Annotated in this window: 16 protein-coding genes; 11 read left to right on the top strand and 5 right to left on the bottom strand. The window is 57.8% G+C overall.

Going from position 1 to position 16331, the window contains the following annotated elements; all coding sequences use genetic code 11:
• Positions 1-59 precede the first annotated feature (59 nt).
• On the bottom strand, positions 60-323 hold the full coding sequence (locus tag V5E99_RS19535) for a DUF4404 family protein (RefSeq protein WP_499803906.1): 264 nt from the start codon (positions 321-323) through the stop codon (positions 60-62).
• Positions 324-432: 109 nt separating this feature from the next.
• Positions 433-1053 carry an HAD superfamily inactivated hydrolase PcrP gene (gene pcrP, locus V5E99_RS19540; RefSeq protein WP_499803907.1) on the bottom strand — a complete coding sequence of 207 codons (621 nt, stop codon included), beginning with the start codon at positions 1051-1053 and terminating at the stop codon, positions 433-435.
• A 200-nt stretch (positions 1054-1253) separates the two neighbouring features.
• On the opposite strand from pcrP, the gene V5E99_RS19545 reads away from it, so the two are divergent.
• Positions 1254-1943 carry an MlaA family lipoprotein gene (locus tag V5E99_RS19545; protein WP_499803908.1) on the top strand — a complete coding sequence of 230 codons (690 nt, stop codon included), beginning with the start codon at positions 1254-1256 and terminating at the stop codon, positions 1941-1943.
• Between the two features lie 62 nt (positions 1944-2005).
• Here the strand turns inward: V5E99_RS19545 and V5E99_RS19550 are convergent, their stop codons facing one another.
• Positions 2006-2305, bottom strand: a complete 300-nt coding sequence (locus V5E99_RS19550) for a PilZ domain-containing protein (protein WP_499803909.1) — start codon at positions 2303-2305, stop codon at positions 2006-2008.
• A gap of 147 nt (positions 2306-2452) precedes the next feature.
• Between V5E99_RS19550 and rssB the strand changes: the two genes are divergently transcribed.
• Both rssB and rssC read left to right on the top strand, forming a co-directional pair.
• Positions 2453-3763 (top strand): two-component system response regulator RssB, encoded by a 1311-nt coding sequence (rssB, locus tag V5E99_RS19555; RefSeq protein WP_499803910.1) that lies wholly within the window; start codon positions 2453-2455, stop codon positions 3761-3763.
• Entirely contained in the window at positions 3763-4245 is a 483-nt protein-coding gene (gene rssC, locus V5E99_RS19560) for an anti-sigma factor antagonist RssC (RefSeq protein ID WP_123403442.1), read from the top strand. Before rssB ends, rssC begins: the two co-directional genes overlap by 1 nt.
• Before the next feature lie 233 nt (positions 4246-4478).
• Here the strand turns inward: rssC and tal are convergent, their stop codons facing one another.
• Positions 4479-5405 carry a transaldolase gene (tal, locus tag V5E99_RS19565; protein ID WP_123403444.1) on the bottom strand — a complete coding sequence of 309 codons (927 nt, stop codon included), beginning with the start codon at positions 5403-5405 and terminating at the stop codon, positions 4479-4481.
• Between the two features lie 185 nt (positions 5406-5590).
• Complete coding sequence (locus V5E99_RS19570) at positions 5591-6553, bottom strand: hypothetical protein (protein ID WP_499803911.1); 963 nt, start codon at positions 6551-6553, stop codon at positions 5591-5593.
• Positions 6554-6770: 217 nt separating this feature from the next.
• Here V5E99_RS19570 and V5E99_RS19575 point away from each other — a divergent pair, with 217 nt between their 5' ends.
• From V5E99_RS19575 to V5E99_RS19610, 8 genes are read left to right on the top strand one after another with little or no spacing between them, the layout of a single operon-like run.
• Positions 6771-7280, top strand: coding sequence for a low molecular weight protein-tyrosine-phosphatase (locus V5E99_RS19575; RefSeq protein ID WP_499803912.1), 510 nt, complete (start codon positions 6771-6773; stop codon positions 7278-7280).
• Between the two features lie 39 nt (positions 7281-7319).
• Positions 7320-9539 (top strand): polysaccharide biosynthesis tyrosine autokinase, encoded by a 2220-nt coding sequence (locus tag V5E99_RS19580; protein WP_499803913.1) that lies wholly within the window; start codon positions 7320-7322, stop codon positions 9537-9539.
• Positions 9540-9578: 39 nt separating this feature from the next.
• The gene (locus tag V5E99_RS19585) at positions 9579-10661 is read left to right on the top strand and encodes a glycosyltransferase (RefSeq protein WP_499803914.1); all 1083 of its coding nucleotides are present in this window, start codon (positions 9579-9581) and stop codon (positions 10659-10661) included.
• A gap of 14 nt (positions 10662-10675) precedes the next feature.
• Positions 10676-11788 (top strand): polysaccharide pyruvyl transferase family protein, encoded by a 1113-nt coding sequence (locus V5E99_RS19590; RefSeq protein WP_499803915.1) that lies wholly within the window; start codon positions 10676-10678, stop codon positions 11786-11788.
• The gene (locus V5E99_RS19595) at positions 11785-13005 is read left to right on the top strand and encodes an MATE family efflux transporter (protein ID WP_499803916.1); all 1221 of its coding nucleotides are present in this window, start codon (positions 11785-11787) and stop codon (positions 13003-13005) included. Before V5E99_RS19590 ends, V5E99_RS19595 begins: the two co-directional genes overlap by 4 nt.
• Positions 13002-14099 (top strand): hypothetical protein, encoded by a 1098-nt coding sequence (locus V5E99_RS19600; protein ID WP_499803917.1) that lies wholly within the window; start codon positions 13002-13004, stop codon positions 14097-14099. The genes V5E99_RS19595 and V5E99_RS19600 overlap by 4 nt, the downstream gene beginning before the upstream one ends.
• Before the next feature lie 12 nt (positions 14100-14111).
• Positions 14112-15143 carry an acyltransferase family protein gene (locus V5E99_RS19605; RefSeq protein ID WP_499803918.1) on the top strand — a complete coding sequence of 344 codons (1032 nt, stop codon included), beginning with the start codon at positions 14112-14114 and terminating at the stop codon, positions 15141-15143.
• A 33-nt stretch (positions 15144-15176) separates the two neighbouring features.
• On the top strand, positions 15177-16328 hold the full coding sequence (locus V5E99_RS19610; RefSeq protein WP_499803919.1) for an SGNH/GDSL hydrolase family protein: 1152 nt from the start codon (positions 15177-15179) through the stop codon (positions 16326-16328).
• Positions 16329-16331 lie beyond the last annotated feature (3 nt).

Consider the following 16331-nt stretch of genomic DNA (forward strand, 5'->3'; position numbering starts at 1 on the left):
ACCGTTGAAAACGAAAAAGCCCCGCTATCACTAGCAGGGCTTTTTGGTATCTGACGGATTCAGATCCCGATGTTGCCCAACGTTTGCACAATATTGCGCAAGGTGCCGGCAATGGCGGGGTGTTCGAGTTCGAAACGTTCGACGGCCAGGTTTACGCCGTCGGCAAGGTTGGAGTCCTTGGTTTTGGTTTCCAGCTCAATCTCGAGTTCGATCTGTTGCATCAGCGCGTGGAGGTCTTCGCGCTCGGCTTCGGACAGCGGCGGATTCTGTTCCAATTGCTCGCGCAGGGTATTGAGCTGTTCTTGCAGTTCGCGGGCAGGCATGGCGTTCTTCCTTTTATCGATAGGCACTGGCATAGACCGCGGCAGCACGCCAAAGGTCTATGGCTGACCTTTAGATTAATCCACTCGCGGGCAACCTGCATGATCTCGATCAGGGCTTTTCACCCTTGAACCGGCGCAGGCTGATATCTGCCAGACAAGTATCAAGCTCCCCGAGGTGATCGATCACCGAATGCACGCCCAGGCCAAACAGTTGCACGGTTGCCTTGCCGCGCAGCTGTTCACGGTCTTTTTGGCTCAATGCTTGCCACTCGTTCGGTGCGAGCCCGCACAGCGAGCCGCAGGACGCCAGGCCAATGGTCCACAATCCGGCATTTAGCCCGGCTTGCAGCAATCGCGGTTCGCCGCTGACCAGTACGCAACCGTCCAGGCGCTCGACATTCAATGTCATCAAGGCTTGCCAGCACGCATTCGGGGCCGGCCACGGATTGATTGTTGCTGGATGTTGCGAGGATTTGATCCACGTCGGCAGCGCGGCGGCCAAGGTGTGGCTGTGGGCTGGGGCGAGTTCATCCAGCCAGGCGCAGGGTATTTGCTGACGCTGCAAACTGTGCAGGCTGTCCAGCGCGCCGGGGGTGACTTCAGCGTGTTCGGCACAAGGGCCATCGGACTGGCGCGTGCGGGCGCCGAAATCCACCAGGCAACCACTGAGGCCAAACAGTACGGCGGTCAGGCTTGGGGCGGCGACGGGCAAGGCTTCAGCGTGTGGCATATCAACGTCCCTGAAATAGCGATAAGGCTAGGGGAGGACGGTGACAGTTCAATGACATGGATGTGAATCGCTCACAGTCGGTTCGCAACATCCGTAGGCGGATTCGTGCGGCGCTGCCTAAAACTGCTTTTGCGTCTTATACTAGCCAACTTAACGCTTGGGCCGCGCGCCCGCGCCAGTACAATCCAAGGAGTTTTTCTATGCGCTGGAGCAATCAACTCGCTCAGCTATGTGTGTGTGCCAGCCTATTGCTGGTTCCGTTCGCTGCCCAGGCCGCCACGGAAGACGACCCTTGGGAAAGTGTTAACCGCCCGATCTACCAGTTCAACGACTTCGTCGATACCTACGCGCTCAAGCCCATTGCCCAGGGTTATGAGTTCGTGACGCCGCAGTTCGTGGAGGACGGCATCCACAACATGTTCCGCAACGTGGGTGATGTCACCAACCTGGCCAACAACATCCTGCAGGCGAAGCCGGCTGCCGCCGGTATCGATACTGCGCGAATCCTGCTCAATACCACGCTGGGTATTGCCGGTTTCTTCGATGTGGGCACCAAGATGGGCCTGCAACGCAGCGACGAAGATTTCGGTCAGACCCTCGGCTATTGGGGCGTTGGCAGTGGTCCTTACGTGATGTTGCCGCTGCTTGGTCCAAGCACCCTGCGTGATGCTCCGTCCAAATTCGTCGACAGCTACACCGGCCCGTACCCGTACATCAACGACGTGCCGGTGCGTAATTCGGTATTCGGCCTGAACATTGTCGACACCCGCGCCAGCCTGCTGTCGGCCGAGAAGCTGATCAACGGCGACAAGTACATCTTCATCCGCAATGCCTACCTGCAAAACCGCGAATTCAAAGTCAAAGACGGCCACGTCGAAGACGATTTTTGATGTGAAGCGGTAAAACGAAGAAGGCGGCCATTGGGCCGCCTTCTTTCGTTGTGGGTTCCGGGTTATTTCATCTTCAAGATTGTAAGCCCGAGTTTCTGACTGCTGCCGTCCTGCTCCTTCACCCAGACCACTTCGGTGTCGGCCTCAAGCCCCTTGAGTGCCGTGTGATCGGAGTCGATGCGCACGCTGAGCCGGTCGCCGACCTTGAACAATTGTGGCGCCTCAACCTGCATGCCACTGCTGGAAAGGTCGATGCAGACGGCTTGCACCTCATCGCCCTCGTGAATCAGCGAGACATCGGCATCGACCCGCATGCGGATGAAATCACGCTTTTCGCTGTAGTCCCGATCGGTTTGACTCATGGGCTCGATCCTTCCATTAGGTTCCGGTTTTACCTGTTCTTATAACTCTCGGTGATTTGAGAAGTAAAGACGTCAAGCGAGCATCGGCGTGAGCTTGAAACGCCCCGCGGATGGGAGTACCGTCTGCGCCTTAGAAGGGCACCTCTGGTGAACCTGTGTGTAGGGCGAACGCTCGAAAACAGTGCAACAGAGAGGCTAGAAAGCGAATCCAGTAGTGTGAGCCGGGACAAAACCCCTGCCTGCTACGCCAACCTAATTCTGGCGCCGTTTGCCCACATGCCAAAAACCAGTGCCACGCTGCTGATAATCGATGATGACGAAGTAGTGCGCGCGAGCCTCGCCGCCTATTTGGAAGACAGTGGTTTCAGTGTCCTGCAGGCCAGCAATGGCCAACAGGGTCTTCAGGTATTCGAGCAAGACAAGCCCGACTTGGTCATCTGCGATCTGCGCATGCCGCAGATGGGCGGGCTCGAACTCATTCGCCAGGTCACCGAGCTGTCCCCGCAAACCCCGGTTATCGTGGTATCGGGCGCCGGCGTGATGAACGATGCGGTCGAGGCCCTGCGCCTGGGCGCGGCGGATTACCTGATCAAGCCTCTCGAAGATCTGGCTGTGCTCGAGCACTCTGTGCGCCGGGCCCTGGATCGTGCGCGCCTGCTGCTGGAGAACCAGCGCTACCGCGACAAGCTTGAAAAGGCCAACCGCGAGCTCGAAGCCAGCCTGAACCTGCTCCAGGAAGACCAGAACGCCGGTCGCCAGGTGCAGATGAACATGCTGCCGGTCAGTCCCTGGACCATCGATGAGTTCCAGTTTGCGCACCAGATCATCCCTTCGTTGTACCTGTCGGGTGATTTCGTTGACTACTTTCGGGTCGACGAGCGTCGGGTAGCCTTCTACCTGGCGGACGTTTCCGGGCATGGCGCCTCTTCAGCCTTCGTCACGGTGCTGTTGAAGTTCATGACCACGCGCCTGCTGTTCGAGTCCAAGCGCAATGGCACTTTGCCGGAATTCAAGCCTTCAGAGGTTCTTGGTCATATCAACCGGGGCCTGATCAGTTGTAAGCTGGGTAAACACGTCACAATGGTCGGTGGTGTCATCGACGAGGAGACAGGTTTGTTGACCTATAGCATCGGCGGTCATTTGCCGTTGCCTGTGTTGTACACGCCAGACAGTGTTCGTTATCTGGACGGGCGTGGTCTGCCGGTGGGCCTCTTCAATGAAGCCACCTATGAAGATCACGTAATGGAGTTGCCGCCGACGTTCAGCCTGACGCTGATGTCTGACGGCATCCTGGACCTGTTGTCAGAACCTACACTCAAAGAGAAAGAAGCGGCATTGCCCCAACGGGTCAAAGCTGCGGGCGGCACCCTGGATGGGCTGCGGCAGGTTTTTGGATTGGCCACGCTAGGGGAGATGCCGGATGATATCGCCCTGTTGGTGTTGAGCAGGAATCTTTAATGAGTACCGGTAGAATCCAGTTCGCCGAACAGGACGGCACCTTCGTCCTGAAATTCGTCGGTGAAGTTCGCCTGACCCTGTGTTCGGCGTTGGATGCGACTATTGAGCGGATCTTCACGGCGTTGAACTTCAACGCGATCGTGATCGACCTGACCGAAACCCGCAGCATCGACAGCACCACGTTGGGCCTGCTGGCCAAACTGTCGATCCTGTCGCGGCAAAAGGTCGGCCTGCTGCCGACCGTCGTCACCACCCACGAAGACATCACCCGTCTGCTGCAGTCCATGGGCTTCGAGCAGGTGTTCAACATCGTTGACCGCCCAATCCCATGCCCTGAGTGCCTGACCGACCTGCCAGACCAGGATCAGTCCGAAGAAATCGTGCGGATCAAAGTCCTCGAAGCGCACAAGATCCTCATGGGCCTGAACGATTCCAATCGCGAAGCGTTTCATGACTTGGTGAATGCGCTGGAGCGGCATTGATTCTTTGAGTAATTGTTGACCGGTCGTGCCCCATCGCGGGCAAGCCTTGATCCTACAGGGTTGTGCGTCGATCACATGACTCTGACCCAACACAAATCCCTGTAGGACCTGAGCTTGCTCGCGATGGCGTCCTTAAGGCCGCGAACGAGCCTTTTGCAAAGCCAACAACGTTCCTTAGCGCAAAAAAGGGCGAACCCAACGGGTTCGCCCTTTTTGCATTGCCTTGAGCTAGATCACAACTTGGCTTGCAGCAGCGCCTCAAGTTTCTCCTGGTCCCGAGCGAACTGACGAATCCCCTCAGCCAGTTTCTCGGTCGCCATCGCATCCTCGTTGGACAACCAACGGAATTGCGCTTCATTCAAGCTCAAGCGCGCTTCACCGGCATGCCCTGGTGCCAATTTACGCTCCAGTTTGCCGTTATCCGCTGCCAGTTTCTCCAGCAGGTCCGGGCTGATGGTCAGGCGATCACAGCCGGCCAGTTGCTCGATTTGATTGAGGTTGCGGAAGCTCGCGCCCATCACTACGGTTTTGTAGTCATTGGCCTTGTAGTAGTTGTAGATGCGGGTTACCGACTGCACGCCTGGATCATCCGCGCCGGTGTAGTCGTTACCGTTGGCCTTTTTGTACCAATCGTAGATGCGGCCCACGAACGGCGAAATCAGGAACACCCCGGCGTCAGCACATGCCGCAGCCTGGGCGAAGGAGAACAGCAGGGTCAGGTTGGTCTGGATGCCTTCCTTTTCCAGGATCTCGGCCGCGCGAATGCCTTCCCAGGTGGAAGCGATCTTGATTAGCACACGGTCACGGCCAATGCCGGCCTTGTCGTACAGCTCGATCAGACGGTGCGCGCGCTTCAATACGGCGTCAGTGTCGAACGAAAGACGTGCATCCACTTCGGTGGAAATGCGGCCCGGTACTACTTTCAGGATTTCTTGCCCTACCGCGACGCCAAAACGGTCGCTGGCCAGGCCCACGTCGCCTTTGCAGTCGTGAACGCAAGCGTTCAGCAGCTCGGCATAACCGGGAATGGCCGCTGCTTTGAGCAACAGGGAAGGGTTGGTGGTAGCGTCAACCGGTTTAACGCGAGCGATGGCTTCGAAGTCGCCGGTATCGGCAACGACGGTGGTGATTTGTTTGAGTTGTTCCAGCTTGGAAGTCATGGGCGTGCTCTGTCCTATGGGTCTGATGACATTACCCGAGCGCTGACAGCCACTCAAGGGCGGGTGTGCGTATCAATGGCTCCAGCGGCAACATCCGCAAAACGGCTGTTTGAATGGCGGGGCGCGGTATCGGTAAATACGATGCCAAATCGGGGCGCAGGTTCAAAGTAACTGACTGTTGACCCCTACTGTGGCGTTAACAGTGCCTTGGCCGCCAGTTTTGCCGGTTTCGGCTGACCATCCGCCGTCAGCAGGCCAAAATTCCTTTCCCGGTCATTACCGCCGGTATCGCTGTTCTTCCACTCATAGAGTGAGGTCAGCGGGATGTTGAGTTTTTTCACATCGGCAATAAACGTGCTGACTTTGCTGGCCTGCCCCTCAACCCCGCCGTTGGAACTGAGCGCCGACACGCCCCACTCACTGATCACCCCCGGCAGATGGAAGTTCTGCTGAATGAACGCCTGAGCATTGCCGATCTGGGCTCCGGACAAACCGTAGGGGTGATAGGAAATCGCACTGAGGCATTTCGGGTATTCACTGACAATCCGGTTCAGCGCCACGGTGGACGCTGAGCCCGCGCTCGGCGCCTTCGCGAAGCCGAAACCCACTAGCGGTGTGGTTGGCGCTTTTTGCTCCAGGGAATGGCACATGGCGCTCATGAACGGAACAAAGGTCGCCTCAAAGTGACCGGTCGGCCAATACTTCCCCAGGTCCGGCTCATTCCATATTTCGATGGCGACCAACTGCGTGCTGTAGGACTGTTCCAGGGCAACCACTGAATTGGCGAACTGTGCTCCCGCCGCCGCCAACTCGCGGGTGTTGCCCGACGCCGTCAGCGCCTTGGTCGAGCGTATCGTCATCAACACCGGCAGACCCACAGACTTGGCGGCGGCAAACGCATCGCTGATCTGTTTTTGATAGGCCGAGCCACCCAGGCTATCCGTCCAGATGCCAAAACGCACAAACCCGAAACCTGCCGCTTTGATCTGCTCGGCGTCGGAGGCGGTGAAGGTCTGGATCTTGACCTGAACACCGATAGTTTTGTTGGCGGCCAGGGCGGGGAACAGTTCACTGGCGTGAACCTGACTCGCCGCACTGAGCATCAGCAACGTCGAAGCGGCAAAGTGTTTAAAAGTTGCTGAGTTCATGTAGGCGTTCCTGTCGTCGAGCTGAAAATAACGTTTTCGGTGCTGATGAGTTCGATGATCAGACGATCGCTAAGTGCACGGATGTTAGTTTTTGTCGGGTGGTTATTGTTAGAAAGTCATCGTTATTTTTGGTCCGGTTATTCTGGTTGGGCGGCTTTTATCTGTCGTGGTACTTAATACGCTGTATTTACAAGGCTGATCCATTTCTGAGTGCGGGATGAACCGTGGGTTCACTCAGTTCGTCGCTACAAATGGGTTGATTCAACATTACACGGGAAGCATTGCCTTGTTCAGAAAGATCCTTGTCGTCTGCGTGGGCAATATTTGCCGAAGTCCTACAGCCGAAATGCTGCTGCGTAACGCGCTGGTCTCTTCCTCCATCGCCGTGACCTCTGCGGGCCTGTCCGCCAGGGTGGGCGAGGCCATGGAACCGGCGGCGCGGGAAGTGCTTGAGGCAAATGGGCACAGGGCCCAGGCTTTCAAGGCACGGCAAATTACAGCGGATATCGTTAATGATTCAGACCTGATTCTGGTCATGGAAAAAGAGCACGTAAAACAAGTGCTGAAGATTGCATCGCACGCCAGGGGCAAAGTGTTTCTTCTCGGCAAGTGGCAGAGTGAACGAGAAATACAGGACCCCTATCGTCAAGGAAAAGCAGCTTTTATTCATGCCCATGCATTGATTGAAGATGCTGTTTGCTCATGGGCGCAGCGCCTCGGGCATTGATGAATCATTTTCAGATCAGTAAATGGTAAGAACGAACTTATGCAGTTACCGTCAGTAGTCGGCACCCGGGACAACGAACGAGATGATATTGATCTTCTCGGTATATTCGGCAGTTTAATTGATCAGAAATGGTTGATCGGCGCACTCACCGGGGCATTTATGCTGACCGGCGTGGCCTATGCCATTTTGGCGACGCCGGTGTACCTGGCGAACGCCGTGGTTCAGGTCGAACCGAAAAAGAACGACATGCTGGGTTTCTCCGACCTCAACAGCATGCTCAGTGGCCAATCGCCGTCGGTCACCGAGATCGGCATCATCAAGTCTCGGGCGGTGATCGGCAAAACTGTCGACGATCTGCACCTGGATATCGACGTCACGCCCAATACCTTTCCCATCATTGGCGGTTTTCTGGCCCGGCGCTACAAGGGCGACGGTGTGGCCGCGCCGCGTTTCGGCCTGAACAGCTACGCCTGGGGCGGTGAACGCCTGGAGATCGCAAAACTCAACCTGCCGGAAGAATTGCTGGGTAAGAAGCTCAAGCTGATCGCCGCCGAGCACCAGCGATTCCAGTTGTTCGATGACAAGGACAATGTGCTGGTGGACGGTGTGGCCGGCGAAGCGTTTGCGCAAAACGGCGTCGATGGCCGGATCGCCGAACTGACGGCCAACCCCGGCACCCGTTTCGACGTGGTGCGCAGCCCAAGAATCGTCACCATCCTTGATTATCAGGATGACCTGGATGTGTCCGAGCAAGGCAAGGAGTCGGGCATTATCCGCCTGGCACTGGCCAGCCCTGATCACGCCCAGGCAGTGAAAATCCTCAACAAAGTCGCCTCGTTGTATGTGCAGCAAAACGTCGAGCGCACCTCGGCCGAAGCGGCGCAAAGCCTGGACTTTCTGCAAGCCCAGTTGCCCCAGGTCAAGAGTGACCTGATCAAGGCCAGCGATGCGCTCAACGGTTATCAAACCCGCGGCAAGACCGTGAATATTTCCCTCGAAACTCAGTCGGTGCTGGAACAGATTGTCACCCTCGACACACGCATTTCGGAGTTGAAGCTGCAACAGGCGGAGCTTGATCGCAAGTTCACCAGGCAGCATCCGGTCTATCGCGCGTTGATGACGCAGATCGGCGAATTGACCCAGCAGCAGAAGGCGCTGGAGAGCAAGGTTCAGGACCTGCCCGCCACGCAACAGGAGCTGCTGAACCTGACCCGTGACGTGGAAGTGGCGTCGCAGATCTACACGCAGTTGCTGAACAAATCCCAGGAGCTGGACATTGTCCGGGCCGGGGCGGTGGGCAACGCTCGGCTGATCGACGCGGCGGATGTCGACAAGACCACCCCGGTCAAACCGCGCAAAGCGCTGATCGTGCTGATCGCGACGTTCCTTGGCGCGTTCTTCGGCGTGGCCCTGGTGCTGGTGCGTAAATCCCTGAGTCGTGGATTGGAGGGGCCCGAGGCCATCGAGCAGCTCGGGTTGCCGGTGTATGCGTCGATTCCTTACAGCGTTTTGCAACAGGAAGAGGACAGTAAAAAAGTCCGCATCAGTGACGAATCGCGCAAGCAGGCATTTCTGTTGGCGCTACGTAACCCGACCGATCTGTCGATCGAATCGATCCGCAGTTTGCGCACTTGCCTGCATTTCGCCGGGCTGGACTCGACCAACAACCGGATCATGATTTCCGGCCCGAGCCCGCAAGTCGGTAAAACCTTCGTCTCATCCAACCTCGCGGCGGTCATGGCCCAGAGCGGACAAAGGGTGGTGCTGATCGACGCCGACATGCGCAAAGGGCATTTGCACAAGACGCTCAATACGCCGATCACCAATGGCTTGTCCGACCTGTTGGTCAAGCGTTGCAGCCTTGAACAGGGCATCCATGAAACCGAAGTCGACAACCTGCATTTCATCAGTCGCGGACAGGTCCCGCCCAACCCGTCCGAGTTGCTGATGCACGCGAACTTCCGTGAACTGCTGGCACAACTCAGCGACCTGTATGACGTGGTGATTATCGATACGCCACCGCTGCTGGCGGTCACCGACGCCGCGATTGTCGGCCGGGAAGCGGCGATCAGCCTGATCGTTACTCGTTTCGGCGTGAACCCGGCCAAAGAGATCGAACTGACGATCCGCCGATTTGCCCAGAACGGCATCCAGTTGAAGGGCGCTGTGTTCAATGGCGTCGAGAAGCGTGCCGCGAGTTATTACGGCAACGGTGGCTACGGTAATTACAACTACGAGTATGCGTCCGACAAGGCTTGATTCGGCGATGGTCATTACCTGCATGGAAATGGGTGGATTGTGAAAAAAATACTGCATGTGGCCGAGACGATTAAAGGTGGCGTGGCCACCGTTATTCGCACGATATCGGCGCCACCTGAGGGCGAGGCTCAGAACTATGAACTGGTCTATTTGATCCCGTTCGATCAGAAAAAAGAGCTGCACGGCATCGATGAGCAACAGATCCGGACCTTCGACCGGACCAAGCGCAATGTGCGTTCGCTGCTGCGCTTCGCCTGGCAACTGGGCCGTTTTATTCTCAAGGAAAAACCCGACGTGGTGCATTTGCACAGCACCTTTTCCGGGGTCATTGGCCGCGTGGTGTGCGTGCTGCTGCGGCCATGGCGTTCGCCGAAAATCGTCTACTGCCCCCACGCCTTTTCATTCCTGATGGAGAGTTCACCGGCCAAGCAGAAAGTCTATTCGCTGATTGAGCGGCTGTTGCAGAAGGTCACGGACGTGATCATTTGCGTCAGCCAGTACGAACTGGATAAAGCCGCAAGGTTTGGCATTGATCGCCGCCGGATGACGCTGATCTACAACGGCATCCCTTACAAAAACGAAGCGCCGAAGACCGCTGATAACGCACCGATCCGTCTGCTGTTCGTGGGGCGTCTCGACTATCAGAAAGGCTTTGATGTGTTGCTCAAGGGCTTTGCCGGTGTGCAGCGCACTGACCTGAGGCTGACGGTGGTCGGCAGTGCGGTGAATGAAGACACGGTCGATTGCCCGGTGATGGCAGGGGTCGAATACGTGCCGTGGGTAACCCCGGCGGAAGTGAATGCGCTGTATCTGGCGGCGGATGCGCTGATCGTGCCCAGTCGCTGGGAAGGCTTTGCCATGGTGCCACTGGAAGGTATGGCCATGGGGCTGCCGGTGATTGCCAGTGACTGCACGTCGTTGCCCGAGTTGGTCACCCACGGCGTGACCGGCTACATCTTCCCCACGGGGGATCACCAGGCCCTGACCAACCTGCTGGTCAAAATCCAGAAGCCCGGTTTGCTGGCGCTCGGCACTCAAGGTCGCGACAAGGTCCGCGAGCGGTTCAGCTCCACGTTGATGATCCGGCAGACCTACGACGTGTATTCCGCTCCCTCTTACTAAGTAGATATCAGCTTATGAACGTAACGATTTTGCATGGCTACAGCGCCTCCAATTCCGGTGATGGCCTGCTCGTGGACCTGGCGATTGCCATGGTGCTGCGAAACTTTGGCGCCGATACCTCAATCAACGTCGTGGCCTCGGACCCCGAGTCCTTCAGTTATTTGCCGTACCAGCGCTATGACGCGCCGGTCATGGCGGCCAAGGGGTTGAGCCGGGTCAAGCAAGCGCTGTTCTTGAATCAGTCTTACGCCGGCCTCGCGGACCTGCTGAGTTCAACAGACTTGATCGTCGGCGTCGGCGGCGGCTACATGCGCTCCAAAAGTGCCTTCGAACATATCAAGTTGAAACTGGGCCACGCCAAGCAACTGGAAACGGCGATCCTGAGCAAAGTACCGTCGGTGTACCTGCCGCAAAGCATCGGTCCGTTTCACGGTGAGGGCGGCAAAATCGTCGAGCATTACGCCCAGGCCGATGCGGTGTTTGTCCGGGACAACCGTTCCTCGGAGCTGTTCGGCACCCATGAAAATGTCTACCGCGCACCGGATCTGGCGGTGCAGGCATTGGCCGGCAAGATTCTCCAGCAACCCAAGTTCACCCGTTGCGCGGCAACCCCGGCGACGGTCTGCGTGGTGCTGCGCAAACCGCCGGCGTGGAGCAAGGAAAAGAAGGCCGGCTATGTCGCGAATCTGAAGCTGCTGCTCCAGCGCCTGAAGGACAAAAGCAAAGTGGTGTGCGCGGTGCAAAGCGCCGTGCGGGGGAATGATGACGGCGCGTTCTATCGCGAGTTGGGCATCACCGAAGACCTGCTGCCGCTGAAGGCGACCCTGGCCAAATACCAACCGGACCTGGTGATTTCCGTGCGCTTGCACGGCGCCATCGAATCGCTGCTGGCGGGCGTCCCGGCGTTCCATATCAGCTATGAGCGCAAGGGCTTTGGCGCCTATCAGGACATGGGCGTGGAAGACTGGGTGATCAATGGCGGCGACATCAATGTCGAAAAAATCATCGACACTGTTTACGCCCCGAATGCCTTGTCCCGATTCGGCCAGCAACTGACCGACACCTGCAAAGAAATCGAAGCCAAGAGCCAGGTCATGGACGGGATCATCAAGGGCATTGTTCGATGATATTTCGGCTACTGCTCCGGGGTGGGGCGTTAGGCGCGAAGTTTCTGCTGGTGTTGGCCATCACCCACTACCTGGGCTATGACGCGCTGGGCTTTTACGGCGTGGTGGTGGCCGCGTCGTTGATTGCGTCGAAGTTCTACAGCGTCGGTTTCAGTTCCGAAATCAACCGGCTGATCAGCGTCGGCGGCAGTTCGCGATGGGTCGTCGATAAGGTCCTGTTGTTGTACCTGGCGGTGGGCATCGTCTTATCGCTGGTGACGGTCACGGTGTATTCGCTGTTCCAGCAGGCCGAGGCGAGTGCCAGGCTGATTGTGTGCGTGGCGCTTTTGCTGCTCACCGAGCACCTGTCGTTCGAAATCAATTCCTTTGTTTTTTCTGCGCAGAAAGCCACGTTGGGCGCGCTGCTGTTCTTTATCAAAACCGGCCTCTGGGCGCTGTTGGCGTTGGCCGGGATGATGCTCGGCTGGATCTCTAGCATCGCCAGTGTTTTGTGGTTGTGGGTGGCGGCCAATGTGTTGGTGATTGTTGTCGGTTACCTGATTGTGGTGAACGTTCATCGCGGGCGGGTGACCGCTGTGCTGACCACGGCCTCGGTGTGGAAAGCCGGGTTGCCGTTTTATCTGGGCACGGGTTTGATCGCGTTGAGTCAGTACGCCGAGCGCTTTCTGATCATCGACATCGAGCCTTACGCCAGCCTCGGCAAATACGTCTACGCCTGGTCGGCGGCCAATACGTTGCAAGCGCTGTCCTACGCGGTGGTGGCGGTGGTCGGCATCCCGGTGCTCGCCAAGCGTTATCAGCACGACCATCAGGCGCTGACCGTGCGCCAATTGTTCGTGAATCAGTGGGTGGTGCGCGCGCTTGTGGTGTCTGGCGTCGTGGCGCTGATGATTGTGCTGTTTTTCAATCTTGTGCTCGATTACGTCGCCACGACGGTGCCGCGTCCGGATAACGACCTGCTTGGCGTGCTGATTTTTTCCTTCGCCCTGCGCGCCGTCGGCGACATTGTCTGGGGTGGTCTGATCGCCTCGAAAAACAGCCGGGTGTCACTGGCCAGCGCGGCGATCTGCCTGCTGGTTTCGCTGCCGGTCAGTTACCTGCTGATCAAGCACTATTCGATTTATGGCGCGGCCTGGGGGAATGTGTTTTCGATCACCGTGCAACTCGGGGTCATCGCGTTGCTGACCCGGTTTACCCGAGCGAAGGTGACCGCGTGAAGCTGCCTTCCATCGAGTTTCGCGGCAGACGACTCGACGCGTCGATTTCGTTCCTGATTCTGTTCAGTGGCTTGTTTTTGTCGGTGGCGATGCCACTGCTGATGCACCGCGATCCGGGTCCCGATGCGATGACGTTGTGGTCGTCCTACGCCCGCGCCGACAACTGCAACTTCTGGAATCCGTTCTCCCCGGATCGCTCTTCCTATGAGTGCTCGGCGTACTTGCTGCGACCCACCGGCATCAACCTGACCAACGCCTGGGCCTACGGCATGGCGTGCAACCTGTTCCTGACGGCGGTGCCGGTCCTGATGTTCCGGCGCATGCCGCTGACGATTTTCCTGACCCTGTGTTTGTGGGGCGTGGTCCGCTCGTTTTTCCTCGAAAACCTGACCAAGGAAATCATTGTCTCGGTGGCGATGATTTCGATTTTGCTGTTCTCGTTTTCCAGGCGTTATCGCGGCGGGTTTTTCTGTTCGGCGGTGATTTACGGCGTGTTGATCCGGCCCTACTGGATACTGTTTTCCCTGGCCTGGTTTGGCGTCTGCGTGATGAAGAAGTACGTGTCGCGGATGACCTTCTTCCTGATGCTGTTCCTGTTTTACCTGGCCATCGCCACGGCGATTCAACTGGTGGTCGGTTATTCGGTGTCGTCGATTCGCGCCAGCAACAATGAGCTGCGCACGGCGGGGGAGGAGGGTTCGAAGTCGTTGATCGTGTCCTGGATCAGCGGCGGTGATTTTGTCTCGCAAGCGCTGGACTCGATGAGCATCTTTTTCCGCCTGTCGTTTCCCGTGGAGCTGATCCTGCTCTCGGGCCTGGGCCAGATCATCTTCGTGGTGTTGATGATGATGACGTCTTTGCTGATGTTCAAAATGATCACCTCCCGCGACTACAAGGGCGTGCGCATTGACACCAAAGTCAAAGAACTGATCGCCATTCCGCTGTCCTTTCTGCTGGTGCAAGGCTTGTTCGAACCGGACTTCGGCTCCTTCGCCCGGCATTTTTCCATGGTCGTGCCGGTGCTGTTTATGGGCCTGGGTTTGCAGTTGCGGGCCAAGAAACCTGAGTTGGTCGAATCAAGAATCCTGAGCTGAGGTTTGTGCGTTATGTCGAGCAAAAAAAAGTCGCTGGAGATCGAAACCCTGCGCGGTTTGGCCTGCCTGCTACTGGTGCTGTATCACGTGATCGGGCCCTTGGGTGGCGGCTTGAAAATCGACCTGGGCTCGCCATTCCGGGTGATCGCCGACTCGATGGTCTACGTGCGGATGCCGCTGTTCACCTTTATCTCGGGCTACATCTATTCCCTCTACAAAATCCGCGGCAATGACTTTAACGCCTACTTTGTCGGTAAGGTCCGGCGGCTGATCGTGCCGTTGTTTTGTGTCGGGGTTCCGTTCTCGGTGCTGCAAGCAATCGGGCCCGGGGTGAACAAAGACGTGGGCGTGATCGATGCGTTGTTGTCGTTCTATATCCCGGTCAACCACTTCTGGTTTTTGCAGGCGGTATTCATCATCTTCATGTTTGTCGGCCTGCTGGAGTGGCGCGGCCTGTTGCCATCGGTGACGCGTTTGTATCTGTTGCTGGCGTTTGCGGCGGGAGTGTTTCTGCTACCCCCGTTTGCAGTCGATGCCTTTGGCATTAACGGCGCGGTCTATTTGCTGCCGTTTTTTGTGCTGGGGATGATTGGCCATGAAAAGGTCAATCAGATCAGGCAATCGCTCAAGGTGATCGGGCCGTTGGTGTTTGTGTTGATCTCGCTGGTGCTGCTGTATGTGGCGGCGGTGGATCGCGAGTTGATCGTCGATCGCCGCAGCCTGGTCGGTTTGCTGGTGGGCTGTGTGTCTTGTATGGCGCTGTTGTCGAGTAACCTGCAGGTGCGCTGGTTGATTTGGCTCGGCGGTTATTCCTACGCGATTTTCCTGTTTCATGTGTTGTTTGCCGCCGCTTCGCGCCTCGTGCTGGCGCGGCTGGGGGTTAGCGCTGAAGGTCTTCTGGTGCTCGGTGGCGTGACCTGTGGTTTGCTGGGGCCGGTGCTGCTGTCGAGCATTTTCAGTCGGTTCACCGTGACCTCCGTGCTGTTTCTGGGTGAGCGGGCCGCACGTAAAAAGCCGCCGGCCGTTGTGGTGCCGGTGGCGTGATCCTGATGATTGTTTTGATGAAGGAAGTAACGCGTGTTGGCAGTCGATGATGTGCACCCCGCAGCGGCTTCGGTAATTGAAGTTGGCGACGCTCGCGAACGCTTTGCGCAATGGCGCGAAGGTCGGGCGGGGAAGGTGCTGGCCATCTCGGTGATCGGCGACAGCTACAGCGCCGGGCAGGATTTTTACCTGAACAAACTCGTCCAGCACCTCACCCATAAGGCCGGTTTCGCCGGGCCGGGCTATGTCGGCTTCAACCATGGTGCGGCGCTCGGCGGGACGCATTACAAATACACCCGCGGCAGCGAAAAGTACTTCGGCGGGGATTGGGACGTGTCCGGTCTTGGCCAGGCCAGCCCCGACAGTCGCACCATCACGGGCCGCCCCGGTGCTTATCTGGAGATTGATGCCAGTCCGTCCACCGCCGTTGATACCTCCATCGCTCAGGCGAAATTGCTTTACCTGGGCGACGGAAAAACCAATGAGCTGCGCTACCGCTGGACGGCAGCGGCGTCTTGGCATTCATTGAAGACCGGCGGTTCAGGTGTTCAGGAAATCCCTTTGCCTGGCGCGCCTGACACGGCCGAATGGGCGTTCCGGCTGGAGGTGGTCAGTGGGGCGCCAACGCTGTTTGGTGTGTGGCTGAGCAATCGGCAGGAGGGCGTCCGGGTGTCCAAACTCGCGGCTTCCGGCGCGGCCTCTGCCGATTTCTATCACCGCGATGACCGCTGGCAGGCCCAGTGGAAAGCAGTGGTGTCGAAGATTCCGGCGGACATTTACCTGATCATGCTCGGCGGCAACGATCAGGGTTTTGGTGTGAAGCCCGAAACCTATCTGCAGAACATCCAAGGCCTGGTGCGGATGGTGCGCGAGGTGCATCCGGCGGCGAGCATCAACCTGATCCTGCGCCAGGACACCACGCGCTCCAGTGCCTATCCGATGTCGGCTTACGCGCAACTCCTGGAGCCTTGGGCGCGCGCCGAACACCTGGGGTACGCCAATATGCAGTGCGCGTTTGGCACTGATTTCAAGCGCTACGCCATGGGTGGTGCCGCCCCGATGATCGGCCCGGACAGCGTTCATCCTATCCCGGGGGCTGGCGGTCGGGTGATTGCGGATTTCTTTTACCGAATGATCGTCGGTGGGAACGAAGCGGTTTCGCCGCAGGACACCTGCGGCGAGTAAGGC

The organism is Janthinobacterium sp. LPB2021202312-11-4 (assembly GCF_037049705.1).
Classification (GTDB): domain Bacteria; phylum Pseudomonadota; class Gammaproteobacteria; order Pseudomonadales; family Pseudomonadaceae; genus Aquipseudomonas.